Here is a 19486-nt window from a genome sequence, read left to right as displayed (position 1 = left end):
GGCCTTTTTCTTTGCCCTCGGTGGGGCCCATCTCACCGAAAGGGCATCATCATGACCTCGCTTTCCGGCATCACCCCGTCCGGCCGTCTGACGCTGGGCAACCATCTCGGCGCGCTGCGCCGGTTCACCGACCCGGACGGGTTCTACTTCGTCGCGAACCTGCACGCGATGACGACCCGGCACGATCCCCGAAGACTCGCCACGCTGACCCGCGAGTTCGCGACGCTGATGCTCGCGGCCGGTGTCCCCGAGGGCACGGTCTTCGTCCAGTCCGACGTCCCCACGCACGCCCAGCTCGCGTACCTGCTGGAGTGCACGTCGTACGTCGGGGAGCTGTCCCGGATGATCCAGTACAAGGAGAAGGGCAACGGCCGCCCGATGACGCGGGCCTCGCTGTTCACGTACCCGTGCCTGATGGCCGCGGACATCCTGCTGTACGGCGCGGAACGGGTCCCGGTCGGCGGTGACCAGGACCAGCACGTCGAGCTGGCCCGGGACATCGCGCTCCGGTTCAACCGCGAGTACGGCGAGACGTTCGTCGTACCGCAGCTGAACAAGGCGGCGCTGGCGACGCGGGTGAAGGACCTGCAGAACCCGACCGCGAAGATGAGCAAGTCCGATGCCGACGACGCGATCGGGACGATCCGGCTGCTGGACCCGCCGGACGTGATCCGGCGGCAGATCATGCGCGCCGTCACGGACTCGGGCACCGAGGTCCGGCACGACGAGGCGGCCAAGCCGGGGATCACGAACCTGCTGGAGATCCTCGCGGCGTGCACCGACGGCGACCCGGTCGAGCTCGCGAAGTCCTACGCGTCGTACGGCGCGCTGAAGCAGGACGTCGCGGACGCGGTGCTGGCCGTCATCGAGCCGCTGCAGAAGGAGTACGCGCGCCTCACGACCGACCCGGGCGCGATCGAGAACCTGCTCGCACAAGGGCGCGACCGGGCGCTCGAGGCGAGCACTCCCCGACTCCAGGCGGCGACCCGGGCGATGGGTTTGGCAGGATCTACTCCATGAAGATCCGCGCCGCCACGTTCAACATCCGCAACTCCTCCGCACCCGACGGCGACAACGCCTGGCCGGTCCGGCGGAAGGCGGCGGTGGCGGCGATCGAACAGTTGGACGCGGACGTGGTCGGGCTGCAGGAAGTGCTGCCCGACCAGCTCGAGTACCTGCGCTGGCGGTTCCCGAAGTACGAGATCGTCGGCGCCGGCCGGGACGACGGCATGAACGCGGGTGAGCACGCGGCCGTCCTGGTCCGGCCCGGCGACTGGCGGGTCGAACGGCAGGAGACGCGGTGGCTGTCCGACGACCCGGGGACGCCGGGATCGATCGGGTGGGACGCCGACCTGACCCGGGTCGCGACCCTGGTCTGGCTGCGGCACCGCAACGGTACGACGATCGGCGTCGTCAACACGCACTACGACCACGCGGGCGAGGTCGCGCAACTGCAGTCGTCGCGGCTGATCGCGCGCTGGGTCTCGGGCTCGATCCCGTGGATCGTGATGGGCGACCTGAACGCGACGCCGGACTCTCCCCCGGTGAAGACCCTGGTGGATTCCGGTCTGCGGATCGCCGTACCGATCGAGGCCGGCGGCAGCTGGCACGACTTCACCGGCGCCGTCGACGACGACCGCATCGACCACATCCTCGTCACCTCGACGTGGACCGTGACCGACGCGGCCGTCTCGCACTACCGTCCGGACGGGCGGGTGCCCAGCGACCACTGGCCGGTGGTCGCGACGCTAGATCTTGGCTAGTACCTCTTCGCGGAGCCGCTCCAACGCGTCGAAGCGCCGGTCGCCGTCACCGAGGAACGCGTCCGGCACCAGCAGTTCGTCGATCCCGGCCGCCGGGTACTGCGCGACCACGTCGAGCACCTCCTGCGCCGACCCCATGATCACGTGCGCACCCCGGCTCTCCAGGCGCTCCTTGCGCTCGATCGCCTCGGTGTCGCCCGGTACGACGACCTCCAGGAACGTCTGCGCGGAACGCCGTACCGTCTTCGGATCGCGCCCCACCCGCTCGCAGTGCTGGGCGAACACTTCGCCCTTCTGCGCGGCCAGCTCCGGCCGTCCCCAGTGGTTCCACTCGTCGGCGTACTTCGCAACGATGCCGAGGGCAACCTTTTCACCGGACGCCCCGATCAGGATCGGGAGGTTGGCCGGCTTCGGTTCACAGGGCGCGTCGGTGAGCTGGTAGTACTTGCCGTCGAACGTCGTCCGCTCCTGGGTGAGCAGGCCCTTGATCACCTGACACGCTTCCTCGAAACGCTTGAGGCGCGGACCGATCGGCGGCAGCTCGATGCCGTACGCCTCGTGCTCGTTGACCTGCCAGCCGGCGCCGATTCCCAGCACGAACCGGCCGTTCGCCATCTGGTCGATCGTCGCGGCCGCGTTCGCGACCACGGCCGGATGCCGGTACGTGTTCCCGAGCACCATCGAGCCGACCCGTACCCGCTCGGTGCGGGCGACGACCCCTGCGATCAGCGCCAGTACCTCGTTGACCGGGACGCTCAGGTCGTCCCCGTTCTGCATGAAATGGTCAGCTATCCAGACGCCGTGCCATCCGGTCCTCTCGGCGTACTCAGCACCTTCGAGCACGCCCTGCCAGGTCCGGGCCGCCGCCGGCCACAAAGAAAAGTCCATGGCCTCATACTCCCTCTTGGGCCGCGAGGACCGCGTCTCCGTTCTGCTCTGCCCACTCCGTGAGCATGCGGACAGGGCCCATCAGGGTGCGGCCGAGGTCGGTCAGGTCGTACTCGACGCGGGGTGGGACGCCGCCGTGGTCGGTCCGCGTGACCAGGCCGTTCGCCTGCAGCCGACGCAGTGTCTGTGTGAGGACCTTCTTCGAGATCCCGCCGATCAGCTCGATCAGCTCCGAGTGCCTGCGGGCATGGTCGTTGAGACCCCACAGCACGACCACGGCCCACTTGTCCGCGATCACCTCGACCGCGAGACGGGCCGGGCAATCGGCCAGGAAGACATCGCCAGGTTCTGCTCCGTGCACAGCGGTCAGGGTACCCAGCGGTTCCCACGGCGCTGTCTAGCGTCTGCTCCATGAACCTTCCCCAGAGCACTCATCGGCTCTTCGACGAGCCCAAGGACGTCACGCTGATCACCATCGACCCGGACGGGTCGCCGCACGCCGCGATGGTGTGGGTCGGGCGGGACGGTGACGACCTGCTGATCGGTGTCGAGGAGAAGCACCGCAAGACCCGGAACCTGCGCCGCGATCCACGGGTGACGCTGGTGCTGCAGGACGACCGGGTCAGTCCCCGCGGACTCACGCAGTACCTGGTCGTGAGAGGTACGGCGAAACTCGAACGGGATCCTCAGCGGTACAAGGAGTTGATGGACCGGCTGAGCAAGAAGTACCTCGGCCGCGACGAGTTCCCCTTCTGGAGCGAAGAGGTGTCCGCCAACGCCACCGTCGTACGGGTGGTCGCCGATCGGGTGACCGGTGAGGGGCCGTGGGCCGTCAGATGACGATGTGCCAGCGGAGGAGGAAGGCGCCGATCGAGAGGACGACGTAGAGCAGGACGAGCAGGCTGCCGATGCCGGGGCGCGGCCGGTGGCGCTGGACCTTGACCTCGAGCGAGCGCTCGCGCAGCACCTCCATGACCGCGGCGACCTCGGCGGTGCGGTCCTTGGGGATGCCGTTGATCTCGTGCTCGTCCGGGCCGCGGGTCAGTACGACGTTGTCGTCGCCGATCTCGATCTTGCCGACGTCCTGCCAGGCGAGGCTGCGGATCAGCATGCTGGTGCGGGCCTTCAGGCCGCTCGGGAACAGCTCGACGCGATACAGCACGACGCCGCCGGCGACGCGGACGACCGACGCGCCGATGATCGTCAGCAGACCGACCGCGAGCATGTCTCGGGCGCCCATCCACAGCCACGAGTTCAACGCCGGGACGACGGCGAACGGCAGCACGAACAGCGCCCAGGCCCACCACGGCGCCGGGTCCAGCGGCACGCGCCACGGGAGCTGTGGCACCTCCTGCTGCTGCGCAGGCGCGGCGACCGGCTCGACCGAACCATTTGTCATGGGCGGACTCATCCCTCGAACATGGTGGGCAACCTCGGCGCCCACCTTAACGCCACCCGCGCGAGAGGTGTTATTCGGCGGCCAGGTCGCGGGAGCGGTTGCGGGCGGCCTCGATCGCGGACAGGAACGCGGCGCGGACCTTGTGGTCCTCGAGTTCCCGGACGGCGGCAGCCGTCGTACCGCCCGGGGACGTCACGCGCTCCCGCAGTACGGTCGGGTGTTCGCCGGTCTCGCGCAGAAGCTTCGCGGACCCGACCACGGTCTGGACGACGAGCTCAGTCGCCGTACCGCGGGGCAGACCCATGTGGACGCCGGCCTCGATCATCGCCTCGACCACGAAGAACAGATACGCCGGACCGGAGCCGGAGATCGCGGTCACCGCGTCCTGCTGCTTCTCCGGCACCCGGATCACCCGCCCGGTCGCGGCGAGCAGGCTCTCGGCCAGCTCCAGGTGGCTCTCGTCGCAGTGCGCGCCGCGGGAGATCGCCGCCATCCCCTCGTCGACCAGGGCGGGGGTGTTCGGCATGACCCGTACGACGGCGACGCCTTCAGGCAGCCGCGACTCGACGAAGCTGGTGGTGATACCGGCCGCGAGCGACACCACGGTCTGGGACGCCTGCACGGCCGGCGCGATCTCGGCGAGCAGATCCGGCATGTCCTGCGGCTTCACCACCAGGACGAGCGTGTCCGCCTGCTTCGCCGCCTCCACATTGGACACGACGTCGACGCCGTACCGCTCACGCAGCTCGGTTGCGCGTTCCTCCCGGCGCTCGGTGATCAGGAGGTCCTCCGGTCGCCGTCCGGCCCGAATCAGCCCGGACAGCAACGTCTCCCCCATCACTCCGGCCCCGAGAACGGCCACCTTTGTACTCATGCCCACAGACTACTGACGAACTGCCCAGATCCCGGTCCCGCTGCCCACCAGCCGGGACATAGGCTCTCCTCTCCCACTCCTCCGCCCCGAGAAGAGACCGCCCATGCGACTGCTGCGTGCCCTCGCCGTCCCCGCCGCCGTTGTCCTGCTGCTGACCAGCGGCCCGAACCAAGCCACCGCCGCCACCTCACAAGCCACAGGGGCCATCGCCGTCGTGCAGGCCGCCGACGCCGACACGGACACCGACGACGGCGACACCGGAACGCTGACCAATCCGACGACGGCCACCGCGGTCGCGCCTGCGGCGATGTCGCCGGCCTATTCCTACACGGCGCCCGTCGACCATTGCATCCTCTTCGCCGCCGAGATCGGTGCCACCTGCTACCAGTGGGTCGGTGACGACCAGTGGGTGATCGACGGTATCGCCAACGGCTGGACCGCCGTGGTGCACGTACAGACCAACTACGGCAAGGACCGGTACTGCAAGGCGCTCCCGGCCGCTCAGGGCTGGGGGAAGTGCAACTACGACCACATCGAAGGCAAGTGCGCCCGCTGGCAGATGTACGAACTCAAGGACGGCGACACCCGGAACTTCACCCCTTGGAGCGCCTGGTACGGCACGCAGTACGGCTATCCGTGCTGATTGGTCCTGCTGATCACTTCTTGCTGATCAAGGAGCGGGCGAAGAACTGCAGGTTGGCGGGGCGCTCGGCGAGGCGCCGTACCAGGTAGCCGTACCAGTCCTCGCCGTACGGGACGTAGACGCGGACCGTGTGGCCCAGGCCGGCCAGGCGGAGCTGCTCCTCGGGGCGGATGCCGTACAGCATCTGGTACTCGTAGCTGCCCGGTTTGCGGTTCGCGCGGTCGGCCAGCGCGCCCGCGATCGAGATCAGTCGCGGGTCGTGCGACGCGATCATCGGGTAGCCCTCGCCGTTCATCAGGACCTTCATCGCGCGGACGTAGCCCTTGTCGACCTGGCGCTTCTCCTGGAACGCCACCGACTCGGGCTCCTTGTACGCGCCCTTGCACAGCCGGACGCGAGAGCCGGCGTACGCGAGGTCGCGGCAGTCGGACTCGGTACGGCGGAGGTACGCCTGCAGGACCGCTCCGGTCTCGGGGAAGTCCTGGCGCAGCTCGCGCAGGATCGCCAACGTGGAGTCGGTCGTGGTGTGGTCCTCCATGTCCAGCGTCACCGTCGTACCGGCGTTGCGGGCGGCGAGGCAAATGGTCCGTGCGTTCTCCAGCGCGATCTTCTCGCCGTCGCCCTGGAGTGCCTGACCGACGGCGGACAGCTTCACCGAGACCTCGGCGTTCTTCGTCAGTCCGGCGGCGGAGAGCTTCCGCAGCAGGTCCAGGTACGCGTTGGCGGTCGCGCCGGCCGCGGCCAGGTCGGTGACGTCCTCGCCGAGGTGGTCGAGGGTGACGTGCAACCCGTTGCTGACCAGCTTCTCGGTGGCCAGCACTGCCTCCGGGGCGGTCTCACCCGCGACGAACCGCGCGACGATGCCGCTGGACACCGGCAGTGACGACACGGCCTTCTTCATCTGGGGGCTGCGGGACATGCCCAGCAGGATTCGCCGAAGCACTCGAAGTTCCTCCTCGTCAACCCGCCCGTTCGCGGTGCTGTCCATCGTCGCACCCCTGTTGGGAGAGGATGCGGCCATGCCCATCTTCAAGCGTCGCCGCCGGAACGCCGTGGAGGCCGACCCGATCGGCGCGTTCTGGTCCTGGTGGTCCGGCTCCGGCGCGGCGAGTGTCGCCGACGCCGTCGCCCGCCGGGAGCCGACCGACGCGAACGCGGAACTGAACGAGCGGGTCGCCCGCATCCACCCCGACCTGGAGTGGGAGCTCGGCCCCGGGCTGCACGCCCAGCACGTGCTGATCGTCACAGCCGCCGGCAACCCCGAGCAGCGCGCGGTCGCCCGCCGCTGGCTGCGGGCCGCGCCGCCGTCCGACCAGACCTGGGAGTACGCCGACCTGCGCCGGCCCGGGCCCGCGGTAACACTCCAGTTCGAAGGACTCCCGCCGGTCGCCGTCGACGAATCGGTCGTGTCGATCGAGCCGGATTCGGCATCGGTGCACGTCGGCGTACACCATCCTGTCTTCTCGTCGATGTCGGTGGACGTGCAGCGGCGGGTGACGTTCCTGATCCTCGACCTGGTGCTCGGCGAGGAGATGGTGGAGACGTGGGTCGGTGCGATCGACACGCTGGACGCCGCGCCCGTCGACGCCGTACCGGTGATGGAGCTACTGCCCGCAGTGGCTGGGTTCGCCGCCGAGCACACGCTCGAGGACGGCAGCCCGGCGTGGAAGATGCTGGAGGGCACCCGCGACGGGCAGCGGGTGATCGCGACGGCTGAGTACCCGTTGCGCTCCATCCGGCGGCCGCACCTCGATACACATGTCGCCGTCTCGATCCACTACCCCTTGGTGCGCGAGGACGGTCTTCCCGAGTCCGAGATGCTCGACGAGCTCCGGGCGTTCGAAGACCACCTCACCGACCGCCTGGGCGGATCCGGCAACCTCCTCGCCCACGAGACCTCCGCCGGCACCCGCATCCTGCACTTCTACATCGACGGCACCACCCCCGCCGACGCCCAACTACAAGCCGCCACCACCGGCTGGCCCCACGGCAAAGTAACCCTCACCACCACCCCCGACCCCGCCTGGCACAACGTCGCCCACCTCTCGGGCTGACCGGTGCAACCTGGAGGTTCGGGCTTTCCGTCTTGAGGGGGAGATGGAGAGTGGAGGCTGGGATGGTGGAGCGGGACCGGGAGTTCGTCGAGTTCGTCGAGGGGGCGGGGGCTGCTCTGCGGCGGACGGCGTTTCTGGTGTCGGGGGATCGGCACCGGGCGGACGACGTCGTCCAGGACGCGCTGTACAAGCTGTACCTGGCCTGGCCGAAGGTGCGGCGGGTGAGCAACCCGTTCGCGTACGCACGCCGGATGGTGGTGAACGCGGCGTACGACGGGAAACGGCGGCCGTGGCGGCGGGAGGTGGCGATCGCCGACGTACCGGACCAGGTCGGGTACGACGACTTCGCGGCGGGGCATGCCGAGCGGGACGAGGTGCTGGCGGCACTGCAGTCGCTCGGGCCGCGGCAACGGGCGTGCGTCGTACTGCGGTACTACGAGGACCTGTCCGTCGAGCAGACCGCGGAGATCCTCGGCTGTTCCACGGGCACCGTGAAGAGTCAGGCGGCACGTGGTCTCGACACTCTCCGACGAGCCATTGACCAGCGGCGGGCGAGCCGGGCGCTGTGAAGGAGAACGAGATGGATGACGTACGAGAGGTCAGCGCCGAACTTCACCGACTCGCCGAGTCGGAGGCGATGGGCCCGCTGGACACGACCCGGGTGCTGGAGCGCGGCCGCCGCGGCAGGCGGCGCCGCAAACTGCTCGGCGCGGGCGGGGCGGTCGCCGGTGTCGCGGTGATCGCGGTGGGCGCGAGCCTGCTGCCCAACCTGAGCTCGGCCGGCAACCAGCCGGGGGTCGCAGGCGATCAGGCGGCGAACTCGCAGTTCGGCCCGGTCCCGGGCGTCCCGCGCGGTGAGGCCGGAGCGGACCAGCGGATCACCGTGGAAGAGGCACAGCGCCGCTGCGATCTGCGGAATCCGGACGAGAAACAGAAGCTCCAGATCACGAAGAGCGCCCGCTCCGGCCATCCGTACCTGTACGAGATGAAGAACGGCCAGAAGCCCAACACGTGCATCGTCCCCGGCGGGGACAGGCCGTCGGCCGAGCTGGTCGCGGCGGCATCGAAGGATCCGATACCGAAGAGCATGGCCGGCAAGCTCCGCAACTGTTCCGTACTGACCTGGGTCGACGTGACCGGCTGGCAGGTCGTGGCGTCCGACGAGTCGAGGACGCTCGGACAGGCCGAGGTGGTCGCGCTCTCCCCCAGCGGACACAAGGTCATGGAGTGCTCGTTGCAGACGAACATCCCGAACAAGACCGGCCTCCAGGGCAGCACGAGGTTCGCGACGCTGACCAACCTCAACAGCAGCGACCCGGTGCTGAACCCGGCCGACAAGTCCGCTCGGGCCGACATGTACGTCGGCGGAGGCGGCGGCGGGCCCTGCACAGCGGGCGTCTGCAAAGGCTGGGGAGCGAGCGGCTGGGGCCGGGTCGCCTCGAAGGACGCCGTCACGGTCCGCCTGCGGATCGGGAACAGTCCCGCCTACCAGGTCCCGGTCGGCGAGGGCGGCTGGTTCGCCTACACCTGGAAGACCACGTTCAGCCACCCGCAGAAGATGTTCCCGAAGGTCGCGGCGTACGACAAGGCCGGGAAGATCGTCAAGGTCTTCGAATAGTTATCAACCAAAGGGCGGCGTTGTTGGTCTCACCCATCGAACCTTCGAAGGGGGAGAGATGAGACAACTTCGCACGACCTTGACCTTGCTCGCGGCGGCCGGACTGGCCGCCGCGGGCGCGACCACCGCGACCGCGAGCCCAGCAGGTCCGACGGCAGCCGCCGCGTCCTGCGGGCTGAACCTCGGCTCGGTGACGGCCGGCGGTGACCAGACCCTGCAGCGGCTGACGGCCTCGACCCCGCCGGCTGCCCGCGCGCGGAGCGTCGTACCGAATGTGTATTCCGACGGCGCGGTCCGGATGATCGGGTCGCTCGTGAACGAGGCGACACCGACCGGCAGTTCGCGGTACGGGCGGGTCGTGCTCGGCGACACGATGTACCAGCACTGGCTCGAGCTCGACAAGGCCGGCAAGGTGACGTCGTCGGAGCTGGCCCGGATCGGCGGCGGGTGGAGCAAGTTCGTCGACCACGAGACCTCGGTGTTCAACGACAGCCCGACGCACCCGCGGACCTACGAGTACGCGCTGCGTTCGGACGGCGTGCTGTTCCGGTGGATCGTCGGCGACGTCGGCAGCTGGAAGCCGTACGGGTCGGCGCCTGGGTTCGCGTCGGTGAAGTCGATGACGCTGATCAGCAAGGCCGCGGCGTACGACACGTTCCTCGCGAACACCCGCGGCGGCGCGCTGTACACGATCCGGATCCCGGTCAACACCCAGATGCGGCCGATCGTCACGAAGGTACGGTCCGCAACCTGGCAGGGCTTCGAGTCCCTGGTCGCCGCCCAGTGCGGCAACTACGGAACCGTTGTCGCCGGCATCGACAAGGACACCAAGTCGGCGTACCTGTACACCTTCGGCCACGCGGACGGTGCCAAGACGTCGATCACCGGCCACGGCAAGCTCCCCGGAACCTTCGCCGACCCCACCTACTTCCGCTGGGCCCCACCAGTGAAGTCCGACTGGCTCTTCGGCGAGTAGAACCGGCGTGCCGGTGGGCTTGAACAGGTCATTTCCTGTTCAAGCCCACCACTTCCTGTTCAAGCGGTGCGGCGTTTGAGGGTTGCTGCGCCTAGGCCTAGGGCTGCGAGGATGAAGGCTAGGACTACTAGGGCGTCGGCGCCTGTGCTGGTGGTGAAGCCGTTGCCTTTGGCTACTCCTAGGACGGCGTCTACCGCGTAGGACAGGGGCAGTACGTCGCTCAGTGCTTGGAGGACTGTGGGGAGTTGGTCGCGGGGGACCAGGAGGCCGCAGAGGAGGATTTGCGGGATCATGACGGCCGGCATCATTTGGACGGCCTGGAACTCGGTGGCTGCGAAGGCGCTAGCGAAGAGACCCAGCGCCGTACCTAGCACCCCGTCCAGGACCGCGACAACGCCTAGTTGCCAGGCGGCGCCCTGGATGTCCAGGTCCAGGAGGTACAGGGCGATCGAGACGACGACCAGCGCCTGGACGACGGCGATCAGGGCGAACGCGAGGGCGTAGCCGAGCAGGAAGTCCAGTTTGCCCATCGGCATCGTGAACAGCCGCGACAGCGTCCCGGTCGACCGCTCGCGCAGCGTCGCGACGGACGTGACGACGAACATGATGATCGACGGGAACACCGCGAGCAGCGGCCCGCCGACGCGGTCGAAGACCATCGGGGAATCGGTGAACATCCACCACATCAGGCTGACCAGCAGCGCCGGCAGCACGATCAGCATCGCCACCGTCCGGTGGTCCCGCCGCAGCTGAGCGAGCACTCGGGCGGCTACGGCAAACGTCACACGCGGCGTCATCGCGCACCAGCTTTCCGGTCGATCAGGGTGAGGAACGCCTGCTCGATGTCATTGGTCCCGGCCGACAGGAGCAGGTCCTGCGGTGTGTCGTCGGCGAGCAGTTCGCCGTCGCGCATCAGGAGGAGACGATCGCAACGCGACGCCTCGTCCATGACGTGACTCGACACGAGCAGCGTCGCGCCGGCGTCGGCGAGTTCGTGGAAGAGGTTCCAGAGATCGCGCCGGAGCACGGGATCCAGGCCGACCGTTGGTTCGTCCAACACCAGGAGCTCCGGGCTGCCGAGCAGTGCCGCCGCCAGTGAGGCGCGTGAACGCTGACCGCCGGACAACTGGTCGACCCGGGCGTCCGCGTGTGACGTGAGGTCGACCGCTTCGACGACGCGTTCCACATCGGACGACGGGACCCCGAGGACCGCCGCGAAGAAGCGCAGGTTCTCGGTGACGGTCAGATCGCCGTACACACTGGGCTCCTGCGTCACGTAGCCGATCCGGCCGCGCAGCTTCGGCGCGCCGGCCGGCAGTCCCAGGACCGAGACATCGCCGGTGACCCGCGCCTGCAGGCCGACGATCGCGCGGATCAGCGTGGTCTTGCCGCAACCGGACGGCCCGAGCAGCCCGGTCACCGACCCGGCCCGGAGGTCGAACCCGACCCCGTGCAGAACTTCCCGGTCGCCACGCACCACGACGACCTCACGGCAGCTCACCGCGTTTTTCATCATGTGATGAATTTAGCGCGTACGTCGTTCCTTGGCAACAACCAGTCAGATGACGGGCTGACCCAGCGTCGGCTCGCCGTACCTGGCCCGCAGCTCGGCGAACCGCGCCACCTTGCCGGCGCCGAACCGGGCGACCTCCGCGGCGTACGTGTCGCCGGTGAGGAACACCGGCGGCTGCCGCTTGCTGTGGAACTTGTCGGCGTACAGGACGAGCTCCTCCTCCGGCGTCCGTGGGAGGTAGTCGTCGACCGGGATCGGCAGCGCCTGCCGTACGACGTCGTCGCGAGTGATCCCGACGCCGGTATGGCACGAGGCGAACCGGCAGATCTCGACCGGAAAACCGAGCGACGACAGCAACGCGTGCCCGAGGACGCCGTGCCGGACGTACGCCGTCGACTCCAGGCGATACACCCCGATGTCGTGGAGCAGCGCGCCCGCTCGTACCAGGTCGGTGTCGATGTCCAGCCCGGGGAAGAACTGCGAAGCCAGCGAGCACACCACCTGGCAGTGCTCGTGGACCAGCTCGAACGACGACCGGGTCGGCGCGTGATCGCGGTGCAGCGCACGGATCTCGCGGTCGGTCGGGATCTCCATCAGGTCGGGATCTCCATCAGCCGGAGACGTACTGCTGGATCGCCGGCGCGATCCGCTCGACGAGGGTGTCGAGATCGGCGGACGCCACCGGCTCGAGCTCGACCACGTACCGGGTCAGCGCCATCCCGATCAGGTGACCGGCGATCAGGCCGACCCGCAGCTTCGCGTCCGGGAGGTCGATGAACTGCGAGACCGGCTCGAGGATCATCCGGGTCATGCCCTCGCGCATGATCCGGGCGACCTCGTCGCTGGTGACGACGCTGCGCAGCATCGCCTTCATCCGCTGCTGCCCCTCGTCGGACTCCCAGACGCCGAGGAACACGGTGACGATCCGGCGGCCGAGGTCCTCGCGGGTACCGTTCAGGATCGCCGCGGCCACCTGGCGCGGATCCAGCGGCAGCGCCATCGCCTCGATGAACAGCTCGTCCTTGCTGTCGAAGTAGTGGTGGACGAGCGCCGCGTCGACACCGGCCTGGCGCGCGACCGCGCGGATCGAGGTGGCCGCGAATCCCTTGTCCGCAAAGGATTCCCGGGCCGCCCGCACGATCTCTCCCCGGGTATCCGGTCCGCCTGGACGGCGTCCCGGCGTACGGCCGGTCGTTGTCACGGAGTCAGCTCCGAGATCTCACCGTCCGGGGTGACCGCGAACGGCGTCCGCCGGGACCGGGAGGCTCCGGATCGGACGAAATGCTTGCGGGTGAACTCCAGCGACTCGACCAGGTCGACCTCACGTTCGGAGCGGCTGGTCGCGCGGCGGGTGTTGATCTCGATGATGATGTGACCGCGGAAGTCCTGCTGCGCGAGGACACCCAGGAGGTCCGCGGCGCGTTGCGTACCGCGGCCCGGGACCAGATGCTCGTCCTTCGCGGAGCCGGTGCCGTCGGTCAGGTGTACATGGGTCAGGCTCTTGCCCATCGTCGCGGCCAGCTCGACACAGTCCTGCTCGGCGGTGGACGCGTGTGACAGATCGAGCGTGGTGTGCGCGTACTCCTGCTCGGTGGGGTCCCAGCTCGGCGCATACGCCTGCAGGTCACGGCCGGGTGCGCGCCACGGGTACATGTTCTCCACCGCGAGCGTGACGCCGGTCTGCTCCTCCAGCCGGGCGATCCCCTCGACGAACCCGCGCGCGTAGTCCCGCTGCCAGCGGAACGGCGGATGGACGACGACCACGTCGGCGCCGAGTTCCTTCGCGGCCTCGGCGCTGCGCTCGAGCTTGCTCCACGGGTCGGTCCCCCAGACGCGCTGCATGATCAGCAGGGTCGGGGCGTGGATCGCGAGCACCGGCAGCTGGTGGTAGTCGATCAGCCGCTGGATCGCGTCGATCTGGGTGCTCAGCGGATCGATCCCGATCATCACCTCGACACCGTCGTACCCGAGCCGGGCGGCCAGCTCGAAACCGCTGGCGGTCGACTCGGGGTAGACCGACGCGGTGGACAGGCCGATCTTCGCGGTCGTGCGGGAGCTCATCGGGGTTGCAGCTGGTCGAGCCGGGACAAAATGACGCCTTCGCGCAGCGCCCACGGGCAGACCTCGAGCGCGGGCAGGTCGAACAGGTCCATCACAGCGTCGGCGACCAGTGCGCCGGCGGTCAGCTGGGACGCGCGACCGGCCGAGACCCCGGGCAGGTCGGCCCTCTCGGCGGCCGACATCTTGGTCAGCTTCGGGATCCACTCGTTCAGGTCGTCCCGGTTCAGTGTGCGCGGCACGTACGGTCCGTCCGCGGACGGAGCCGCGCCGGCGATCCGGGCCAGCGAACGGAACGTCTTGCTGGTCGCGACGGAACGCTGCGGCTTCCCGGCCCGCAGTACCGGACCGGCGACCGCGGCCAGCTCCAGCCGGATCCGGCGACGCAACGCCCGGACCTCGTCCTTGTCCGGCGGGTCGCTCTTCAGTCCCTCGCGGGTCAGCCGGCCCGCGCCGAGCTGCACCGACTCCGCGACGGTCGGCTGCTCGTCCGACCCGGCCGCGATCTCCAGCGAGCCGCCGCCGATGTCGAACACCGCCAGGCGCCCGGAGGACCAGCCGAACCACCGCCGTACCGCCAGGAAGGTCAGCCTGGCCTCATCCTCGCCGCTCAACACCTCGAGGTCCACACCGGTCTCGTTCCGGACCCGGCCCAGGACCTTCTCGCCGTTCGGCGCCTCGCGGAGCGCCGAGGTGGCGAACGCGAGCACCGACTCGCAGCCCTTGTCCTCGGCCAGCTCGACCGCCTGCTTGGTGAACGAGACCAGCCCGTCGGCACCGGACTGGTCGATCTTGCCGTCCTTGTCCAGGTGCTCGGCCAGTCGCAGCTCGATCTTGTGCGAGTACGCCGGCAGCGGGGCAGCACCGCGATGCGCGTCCACCACGAGCAGATGGACGGTGTTGGATCCCACGTCGAGTACGCCGAGCCGCATACCCTCACGCTACTGGACAACGGGAGTACCAGCGTTCCGGAGTCTTCGTTCACAGATCCCGGGGTCCTGCGCGTACGCTTTCCAGGTGCCTGAGGTTTCTCTCGATTTCCCCCGTGCCTGGGTCGAGTTCACCGACCCCGCCGACCCCGACCAGGTCTTCCGCTGCGACCTGACCTGGCTGACCTCCAACTGGTCCTGCATCTTCGGCGGTGGCTGCCAGGGGATCTACAAGGGCCGTCCGAACGACGGCTGCTGCACGCTCGGTGCGCACTTCTCCGACGCCGACGACGAGAAGCGGGTGAAGAAGTACGTCAAGGAGCTCGGCAAGGACGACTGGCAGTTCCGCAAGGAGGGCCGGAGCAACGGCTGGGTCGAGACCGACGACGACGGTGAGCGCAAGACCAGGGTCTGGGAGGGTGCGTGCATCTTCCTGAACCGGCCGGGGTTCGAGGGCGGCGCCGGGTGCGCGCTGCACGGGCTGGCGCTGAAGCGCGGCGTCCACTTCGTCGAGACCAAGCCGGACGTCTGCTGGCAGCTGCCGATCCGGCGGACCTTCCGCGAGGTGGAGCGGCCGGACGGGACGTCGTACACCGAGGTCGGGATCGGGGAGTACGACCGGCGCGGCTGGGGCCCGGGCGGGCACGACCTGGACTGGTACTGCACGGGGAACACCGAGGCGCACATCGCGGTCGAGCCGGTCTTCGAGTCCAGCAAGGTCGAGCTGCAGACGCTGATGGGCCTCAAGGCGTACGACGTCCTCGCCGACCTGTGCCGTCAGCGCCTGGAGGCCGCGCGGCCGCTGCTGCCGCACCCGGCGTCTAAGTAGTGATCTTTCCGTTCTCGACGAGCCAGGAGACGCCTGAGAGGGCGGCTTCGATCGCGGAGTAGCGCGGGCGGAAGTCGAGGAGCCGGGCCGCCTTGTCCATCGAGCAGTTCGGGCTGTGGGCGATGTGGTCCCAGGTCGCCTCGCCGTGCTCCTTCGGCCAGGTGGTGCGCAGCTGGCCGATCGGCAGGAAGCCGAGGTTGGCGGGCTGCCCGAACCAGTCGGCGAGCGCGTGCGCGTACCCGCGGAGCGTGACCGCGTCGCTCGCCACCGCGTGGAAGCTCTCCCCGATCGCGGTCGAGCGGCTCGCGATCGCGGCCAGGAACACGCCCGCGACATCGTCGGCGTGCACCGGGTTGAGCGTCTCCAGCCCGAGGTTCGGCAGCAGGACGTCCGCGCCCTTGGCGAGGTTCTGGTAGACGCCGAGATCGAAGTTGCCGGCCGGGTTGACGGGCGTCCAGCCGGGTCCGCAGATGTGGCCGGGGTGGACGATCGTGACCGGGAAGCCGTCGCGGCGGGCCTTGGTCAGCAGGTACGCCTCGATCGCCGCCTTCTGGACGCCGTACTCGCCGAACGGTTTCCGCGGTGCGTCCTCGCGGGTCGGGACGGTCAGGCTCGGGCCGTGCACCCAGATGGTGCCGCAGTGCAGGAAGTGCTGGACCTTGCCCTCCAGCGCCTCGGCCAGCTGGCGGGCACTGTCCTCGGTGAAGCAGATCAGGTCGACGACGATGTCCGCGTCCAGGTCGGCGACCCGTTGCCCGAAGGTCCCCGCGGCGTCTTCCGCGGCGCGGTCGATGTGGACGAACGTGACGTCCTTCCAGGTGCCGTCCGAGTGGTACGGCGTACGCTCGCCGCGACTGAGGACCGTGACGTCGTGCCCGAGCTGGACCAGCCGCGGGACGAGGTAGGTGCCGATATGACCGGTTCCGCCGATGACGACTGTGCGCATAGCACTTGAGAGTAGTCCGACACACCCCTGACATCACGATTGTCGGTGGAGGGCGCAAGAATGATCGGCATGCGTCTGGATCATCTGTCGTACGCGTGCGGGCCGGACGGGTGCCGCGCGACCGTCGAGCGGTTGTCCGCGCTGCTCGGAGCGGAGTTCGTGGACGGTGGGGTGCACCCGCGGTTCGGCACCGTGAACCACATCCTGCCGCTGGAGAACGACCGGTACATCGAGGTCGTCGACGTGCTCGACCACCCGGCGTCGGACAAGGCGCCGTTCGGTCAGGCGGTCCGGGCCCGTAAGGAGCTCGGCGGCGGCTGGCTGGGCTGGGTGGTCGCGGTCCGCGACATGGAGCGGATGGAACAGCGTCTCGGCCGGCAGGCGGTCCCCGGCAACCGGCACCGCCCCGACGGGCTGAACCTGACCTGGCGGCAGATCGGCGTGAAGGGCTTGATCGCCGACCCGCAACTGCCGTTCTTCATCCACTGGGACGACCTCGCCGAGCATCCCTCGATCGGCGGCAAGGACATCAAGCTGTCCGGCCTCGAGATCGCCGGCGACCCGACCCGGGTCACCGACTGGATCGGCCATCCCGCCGACCACCTCCTCGACGACCTCGACGTCGCCTGGGTCGGCCCGAACGGCCAACCGGGCCTCGTCGCGGCCGTCTTCAGCACACCGAACGGCATCGTTCGCCTGTAATCCGCCGTACCGCTTGACCTGTGGTTGCCGTCGGCCTAACGTACAACCAAATGGTTGTAGATGAGGATCGGTTGCTGCACGCGTTGGCGGACTCGACGCGGCGGGACATCGTCCGGCGGTGCCTGACCGAGAGCGCTTCGGTCTCGCGCCTGGCCGAGCTGTACCCGATGAGCTTCGCCGCGGTGCAGAAGCACGTCGCAGTACTGGAGCGGGCGGGGCTGGTGAGCAAGGAACGTCGAGGGCGGGAGCAGCTCGTACGGAGTGAGATCGACGCCGTACGGCGGGCCCGGGACGCGCTGGACCAGCTCGAGGCGACCTGGCGCGGACGCGTGGACCGGATGTCCGACCTGTTGACCGAGAGGAATGAGAACGATGAGCGTGACAAGCGTTGACAAGGATCTCGAGGCACTGAGCCTGACCCTGATCGCGGACTTCGACGCGCCGGCCGAGCAGGTGTGGGACCTGTGGGCGGACCCGCGGAAGCTGGAGCGCTGGTGGGGGCCGCCGACGCATCCCGCGACGATGGTCGACCACGATCTGACGCCGGGCGGCGCGGTCACCTACTACATGACCAGCCCGGAAGGCGAGAAGTACCACGGGCGCTGGAACATCACGGCTGTCGACGTACCGACGTCGCTGGAGTTCGTCGACATCTTCGCGGACTCCGAGGGGAAGCCGCTCGACATGCCGGCCAGTACGACGCGCATGCGGCTCAGCTCGCACGACGGGAAGACACGGATGGAGCTGCGGGCCGTCTTCGACTCGCGCGAGCAGATGGATCAGTTGCTCGGCATCGGGATGGACGAAGGGCTGCGGCTGGCCGTCGGGCAGATGGACGCGTTGCTTGCTTAGTGGATGTTCTCGAGGTCGGCGAGGGAAGTTTCCAGGTGGCCGAGCATGCGTTGCAGGTGCGGGACGGTGCGGCGGCAGCCGGTCAAGCCGAAGTGGAGTTCGTGGGCGTAGCTGGTGACGCTGATGTTCAGCGCCTGGCCGTTGAGGACGATGCTCGCGGGATACATGCCGAGTAGGCGGGAGCGGTTCCAGTAGAGCGGGCTCTCGGCAGGGCCGGGCACGTTCGAGATGACCACGTTGTACGGCGGCGCCGTACGACCGGCGACGCCGGGAAGCACCGCGGCCGGGCCGGCGACGCCGAAGCCGAGGGCGCCGACGATCAGGTTCTGCAGCGGACTGAGGTCGGAGAGAACACGTTTTCCGTGGGCGGTCGAGGCCATGATCCGGCGGATCCGGCGCTCGGGATCCGCCTGGTCGGTGGCCAGGTCGGCGATCAGCGTGGTGAGCGAGTTCCCGCCTCCGGGCGCGTCGTCCGACGTCCGCAACGAGACCGGCACCATCGCCGTCAGGGCCTTGTCCGGCAGGGCGTCCAGCTCGAGCAGATAGTTGCGCAGGGCCCCTGAACACATCGCGAGCAGGACGTCGTTCAGCGTCGCGCCGGTGATCGCCCGGACCTTCTCCAGCCGTTCGATCGGCCACGACTGCGCCGCGAACCGCCGCGCGCCGGTGACCGGCTGGTTGAAGATCGTCCGCGGCGCCTGGAACGGCATCGTCGAGTTCACCAAGCTCTTCACGCCGGCCAGCGGGAGACCGGCCAGCCCGGCGGCGGTCCGCAACGCGTCCCCCGGAACCTTGGCGATCGCCTGCAGCAGACCGGTCTCCGGCCGCGGCTCGGCGACCTTCAGCGGCAGTGCGTACGTGGCCGGCATCCCGGTGCGGGTCGGGTCAGTGGTGAGGGTGTCCTGCATCCAGCGGAGCGCGGTGACGCCGTCAATCATCGAGTGGTGGATCTTGCTGTAGATCGCGAACCGCCGGCCCTCGACGCCCTCGATCAGGTGCATCTCCCACAGCGGGCGGTGCCGGTCGAGCAGCGTCCCGTGCAGGCGGCTGGTGAGCTCGAACAGTTCGCGGTACCGCCCGGGACGGGGTAGCGCGGACAGCCGGACGTGGTACTCCAGGTCGATCTCGTCATCCTGTTCCCAGGACCAGTAGCCGAGGTCCACCGGCCGGTTCCGTACGCGGCGCGCGAACAACGGATGCACCTCGGGCGCGGCCGTCATCTCGTGGTACAGCCGCGACACGAAGTCCCGCGACGACTCCGGGAACACGTGATCCCGCCCGGCCCCTTCCGGAAGCTCGAACAGCATCAGCCCACCGACATGCATCGGTTGCTCCCGCGACTCCCCGCCCAGGAACATCGCGTCCAGCGGCCCCACCACGGTCATGGTCCTCACCTTCCCGGCAAACCATCGTGGTCGTCGTACGAGAGCGCGTCTACACCC

Annotated in this window: 25 protein-coding genes; 12 read left to right on the top strand and 13 right to left on the bottom strand. The window is 69.0% G+C overall.

Translation table 11 applies throughout. The annotated features are described in order from the left end of the window. Positions 1-51 precede the first annotated feature (51 nt). The gene (gene trpS / locus E0H92_RS05840) at positions 52-1020 is read left to right on the top strand and encodes a tryptophan--tRNA ligase (protein WP_131465245.1); all 969 of its coding nucleotides are present in this window, start codon (positions 52-54) and stop codon (positions 1018-1020) included. Then, a complete protein-coding gene (locus tag E0H92_RS05835) occupies positions 1017-1763 on the top strand; it encodes an endonuclease/exonuclease/phosphatase family protein (protein WP_131465243.1) in 747 nt (248 codons plus the stop codon). The genes trpS and E0H92_RS05835 overlap by 4 nt, the downstream gene beginning before the upstream one ends. Here the strand turns inward: E0H92_RS05835 and E0H92_RS05830 are convergent. Together E0H92_RS05830 and E0H92_RS05825 are read right to left on the bottom strand one after the other, a co-directional pair. Then, complete coding sequence (locus E0H92_RS05830) at positions 1749-2651, bottom strand: TIGR03560 family F420-dependent LLM class oxidoreductase (protein ID WP_131465241.1); 903 nt, start codon at positions 2649-2651, stop codon at positions 1749-1751. The two genes, E0H92_RS05835 and E0H92_RS05830, sit on opposite strands and share 15 nt — an antisense overlap. 4 nt (positions 2652-2655) lie before the next feature. Next, the gene (locus E0H92_RS05825) at positions 2656-3012 is read right to left on the bottom strand and encodes a winged helix-turn-helix transcriptional regulator (protein WP_131495604.1); all 357 of its coding nucleotides are present in this window, start codon (positions 3010-3012) and stop codon (positions 2656-2658) included. Between the two features lie 50 nt (positions 3013-3062). On the opposite strand from E0H92_RS05825, the gene E0H92_RS05820 reads away from it, so the two are divergent. Beyond that, on the top strand, positions 3063-3491 hold the full coding sequence (locus E0H92_RS05820; protein ID WP_131465237.1) for a PPOX class F420-dependent oxidoreductase: 429 nt from the start codon (positions 3063-3065) through the stop codon (positions 3489-3491). On the opposite strand, the gene E0H92_RS05815 is transcribed toward E0H92_RS05820, so the two are convergent. Further along, positions 3484-4050: a hypothetical protein gene (locus E0H92_RS05815; protein ID WP_238153046.1), complete on the bottom strand. Its 567-nt coding sequence runs from the start codon at positions 4048-4050 to the stop codon at positions 3484-3486. The genes E0H92_RS05820 and E0H92_RS05815 overlap by 8 nt on opposite strands. Before the next feature lie 70 nt (positions 4051-4120). Next, the gene (gene proC / locus E0H92_RS05810; protein WP_131286848.1) at positions 4121-4924 is read right to left on the bottom strand and encodes a pyrroline-5-carboxylate reductase; all 804 of its coding nucleotides are present in this window, start codon (positions 4922-4924) and stop codon (positions 4121-4123) included. Positions 4925-5027: 103 nt separating this feature from the next. Here proC and E0H92_RS05805 point away from each other — a divergent pair, with 103 nt between their 5' ends. Next, a complete protein-coding gene (locus E0H92_RS05805; protein WP_131495603.1) occupies positions 5028-5567 on the top strand; it encodes a hypothetical protein in 540 nt (179 codons plus the stop codon). A 13-nt stretch (positions 5568-5580) separates the two neighbouring features. Here E0H92_RS05805 and E0H92_RS05800 read toward each other — a convergent pair whose 3' ends face one another. Further along, positions 5581-6510 carry a proline dehydrogenase family protein gene (locus E0H92_RS05800; protein WP_131496451.1) on the bottom strand — a complete coding sequence of 310 codons (930 nt, stop codon included), beginning with the start codon at positions 6508-6510 and terminating at the stop codon, positions 5581-5583. Positions 6511-6586: 76 nt separating this feature from the next. Between E0H92_RS05800 and E0H92_RS05795 the strand changes: the two genes are divergently transcribed. From E0H92_RS05795 to E0H92_RS05780, 4 genes are all read left to right on the top strand, one after another. Next, entirely contained in the window at positions 6587-7621 is a 1035-nt protein-coding gene (locus E0H92_RS05795; RefSeq protein WP_131465231.1) for a DUF695 domain-containing protein, read from the top strand. A 62-nt stretch (positions 7622-7683) separates the two neighbouring features. Further along, complete coding sequence (locus E0H92_RS05790) at positions 7684-8190, top strand: SigE family RNA polymerase sigma factor (RefSeq protein ID WP_131495602.1); 507 nt, start codon at positions 7684-7686, stop codon at positions 8188-8190. An 11-nt stretch (positions 8191-8201) separates the two neighbouring features. Beyond that, positions 8202-9239, top strand: a complete 1038-nt coding sequence (locus E0H92_RS05785) for a hypothetical protein (RefSeq protein WP_131465227.1) — start codon at positions 8202-8204, stop codon at positions 9237-9239. Positions 9240-9297: 58 nt separating this feature from the next. Next, positions 9298-10215, top strand: coding sequence for a hypothetical protein (locus E0H92_RS05780; RefSeq protein WP_238173324.1), 918 nt, complete (start codon positions 9298-9300; stop codon positions 10213-10215). Positions 10216-10274: 59 nt separating this feature from the next. Here the strand turns inward: E0H92_RS05780 and E0H92_RS05775 are convergent, their stop codons facing one another. The 6 genes from E0H92_RS05775 to E0H92_RS05750 are packed head-to-tail and all read right to left on the bottom strand — an operon-like array spanning position 10275 to position 14718. Further along, positions 10275-11012 (bottom strand): ABC transporter permease, encoded by a 738-nt coding sequence (locus E0H92_RS05775; protein WP_131495601.1) that lies wholly within the window; start codon positions 11010-11012, stop codon positions 10275-10277. Beyond that, a complete protein-coding gene (locus tag E0H92_RS05770) occupies positions 11009-11731 on the bottom strand; it encodes an ABC transporter ATP-binding protein (RefSeq protein WP_131465223.1) in 723 nt (240 codons plus the stop codon). The genes E0H92_RS05775 and E0H92_RS05770 overlap by 4 nt, the downstream gene beginning before the upstream one ends. A gap of 42 nt (positions 11732-11773) precedes the next feature. Continuing rightward, complete coding sequence (locus E0H92_RS05765; protein ID WP_131465221.1) at positions 11774-12322, bottom strand: HDIG domain-containing metalloprotein; 549 nt, start codon at positions 12320-12322, stop codon at positions 11774-11776. 16 nt (positions 12323-12338) lie between these two features. After that, positions 12339-12929, bottom strand: a complete 591-nt coding sequence (locus E0H92_RS05760) for a TetR/AcrR family transcriptional regulator (protein ID WP_131495600.1) — start codon at positions 12927-12929, stop codon at positions 12339-12341. Next, a complete protein-coding gene (locus E0H92_RS05755; RefSeq protein WP_131286866.1) occupies positions 12926-13789 on the bottom strand; it encodes a sugar phosphate isomerase/epimerase family protein in 864 nt (287 codons plus the stop codon). The genes E0H92_RS05760 and E0H92_RS05755 overlap by 4 nt, the downstream gene beginning before the upstream one ends. Then, positions 13786-14718 (bottom strand): Ppx/GppA family phosphatase, encoded by a 933-nt coding sequence (locus tag E0H92_RS05750; RefSeq protein WP_131495599.1) that lies wholly within the window; start codon positions 14716-14718, stop codon positions 13786-13788. Before E0H92_RS05750 ends, E0H92_RS05755 begins: the two co-directional genes overlap by 4 nt. 85 nt (positions 14719-14803) lie before the next feature. Between E0H92_RS05750 and E0H92_RS05745 the strand changes: the two genes are divergently transcribed. Then, positions 14804-15544, top strand: a complete 741-nt coding sequence (locus tag E0H92_RS05745; RefSeq protein ID WP_131465215.1) for a DUF3109 family protein — start codon at positions 14804-14806, stop codon at positions 15542-15544. Here E0H92_RS05745 and E0H92_RS05740 read toward each other — a convergent pair. Then, the gene (locus E0H92_RS05740) at positions 15537-16490 is read right to left on the bottom strand and encodes an NAD-dependent epimerase/dehydratase family protein (protein ID WP_131495598.1); all 954 of its coding nucleotides are present in this window, start codon (positions 16488-16490) and stop codon (positions 15537-15539) included. The two genes, E0H92_RS05745 and E0H92_RS05740, sit on opposite strands and share 8 nt — an antisense overlap. Before the next feature lie 69 nt (positions 16491-16559). Between E0H92_RS05740 and E0H92_RS05735 the strand changes: the two genes are divergently transcribed. From E0H92_RS05735 to E0H92_RS05725, 3 genes are read left to right on the top strand one after another with little or no spacing between them, the layout of a single operon-like run. Continuing rightward, positions 16560-17192, top strand: coding sequence for a VOC family protein (locus E0H92_RS05735; protein WP_131465211.1), 633 nt, complete (start codon positions 16560-16562; stop codon positions 17190-17192). A 50-nt stretch (positions 17193-17242) separates the two neighbouring features. Beyond that, positions 17243-17584, top strand: a complete 342-nt coding sequence (locus E0H92_RS05730; RefSeq protein ID WP_131465209.1) for an ArsR/SmtB family transcription factor — start codon at positions 17243-17245, stop codon at positions 17582-17584. Further along, complete coding sequence (locus E0H92_RS05725; protein WP_131495597.1) at positions 17565-18044, top strand: SRPBCC family protein; 480 nt, start codon at positions 17565-17567, stop codon at positions 18042-18044. Before E0H92_RS05730 ends, E0H92_RS05725 begins: the two co-directional genes overlap by 20 nt. Here E0H92_RS05725 and E0H92_RS05720 read toward each other — a convergent pair. Continuing rightward, positions 18041-19429: a WS/DGAT/MGAT family O-acyltransferase gene (locus E0H92_RS05720; protein ID WP_131495596.1), complete on the bottom strand. Its 1389-nt coding sequence runs from the start codon at positions 19427-19429 to the stop codon at positions 18041-18043. The two genes, E0H92_RS05725 and E0H92_RS05720, sit on opposite strands and share 4 nt — an antisense overlap. Positions 19430-19486: the final 57 nt, after the last annotated feature.

Origin of the sequence: Kribbella speibonae, from assembly GCF_004331375.1 — a bacterium.
GTDB lineage: Bacteria > Actinomycetota > Actinomycetes > Propionibacteriales > Kribbellaceae > Kribbella > Kribbella sindirgiensis.
This window is presented reverse-complemented; position numbering and strand designations above follow the sequence as displayed.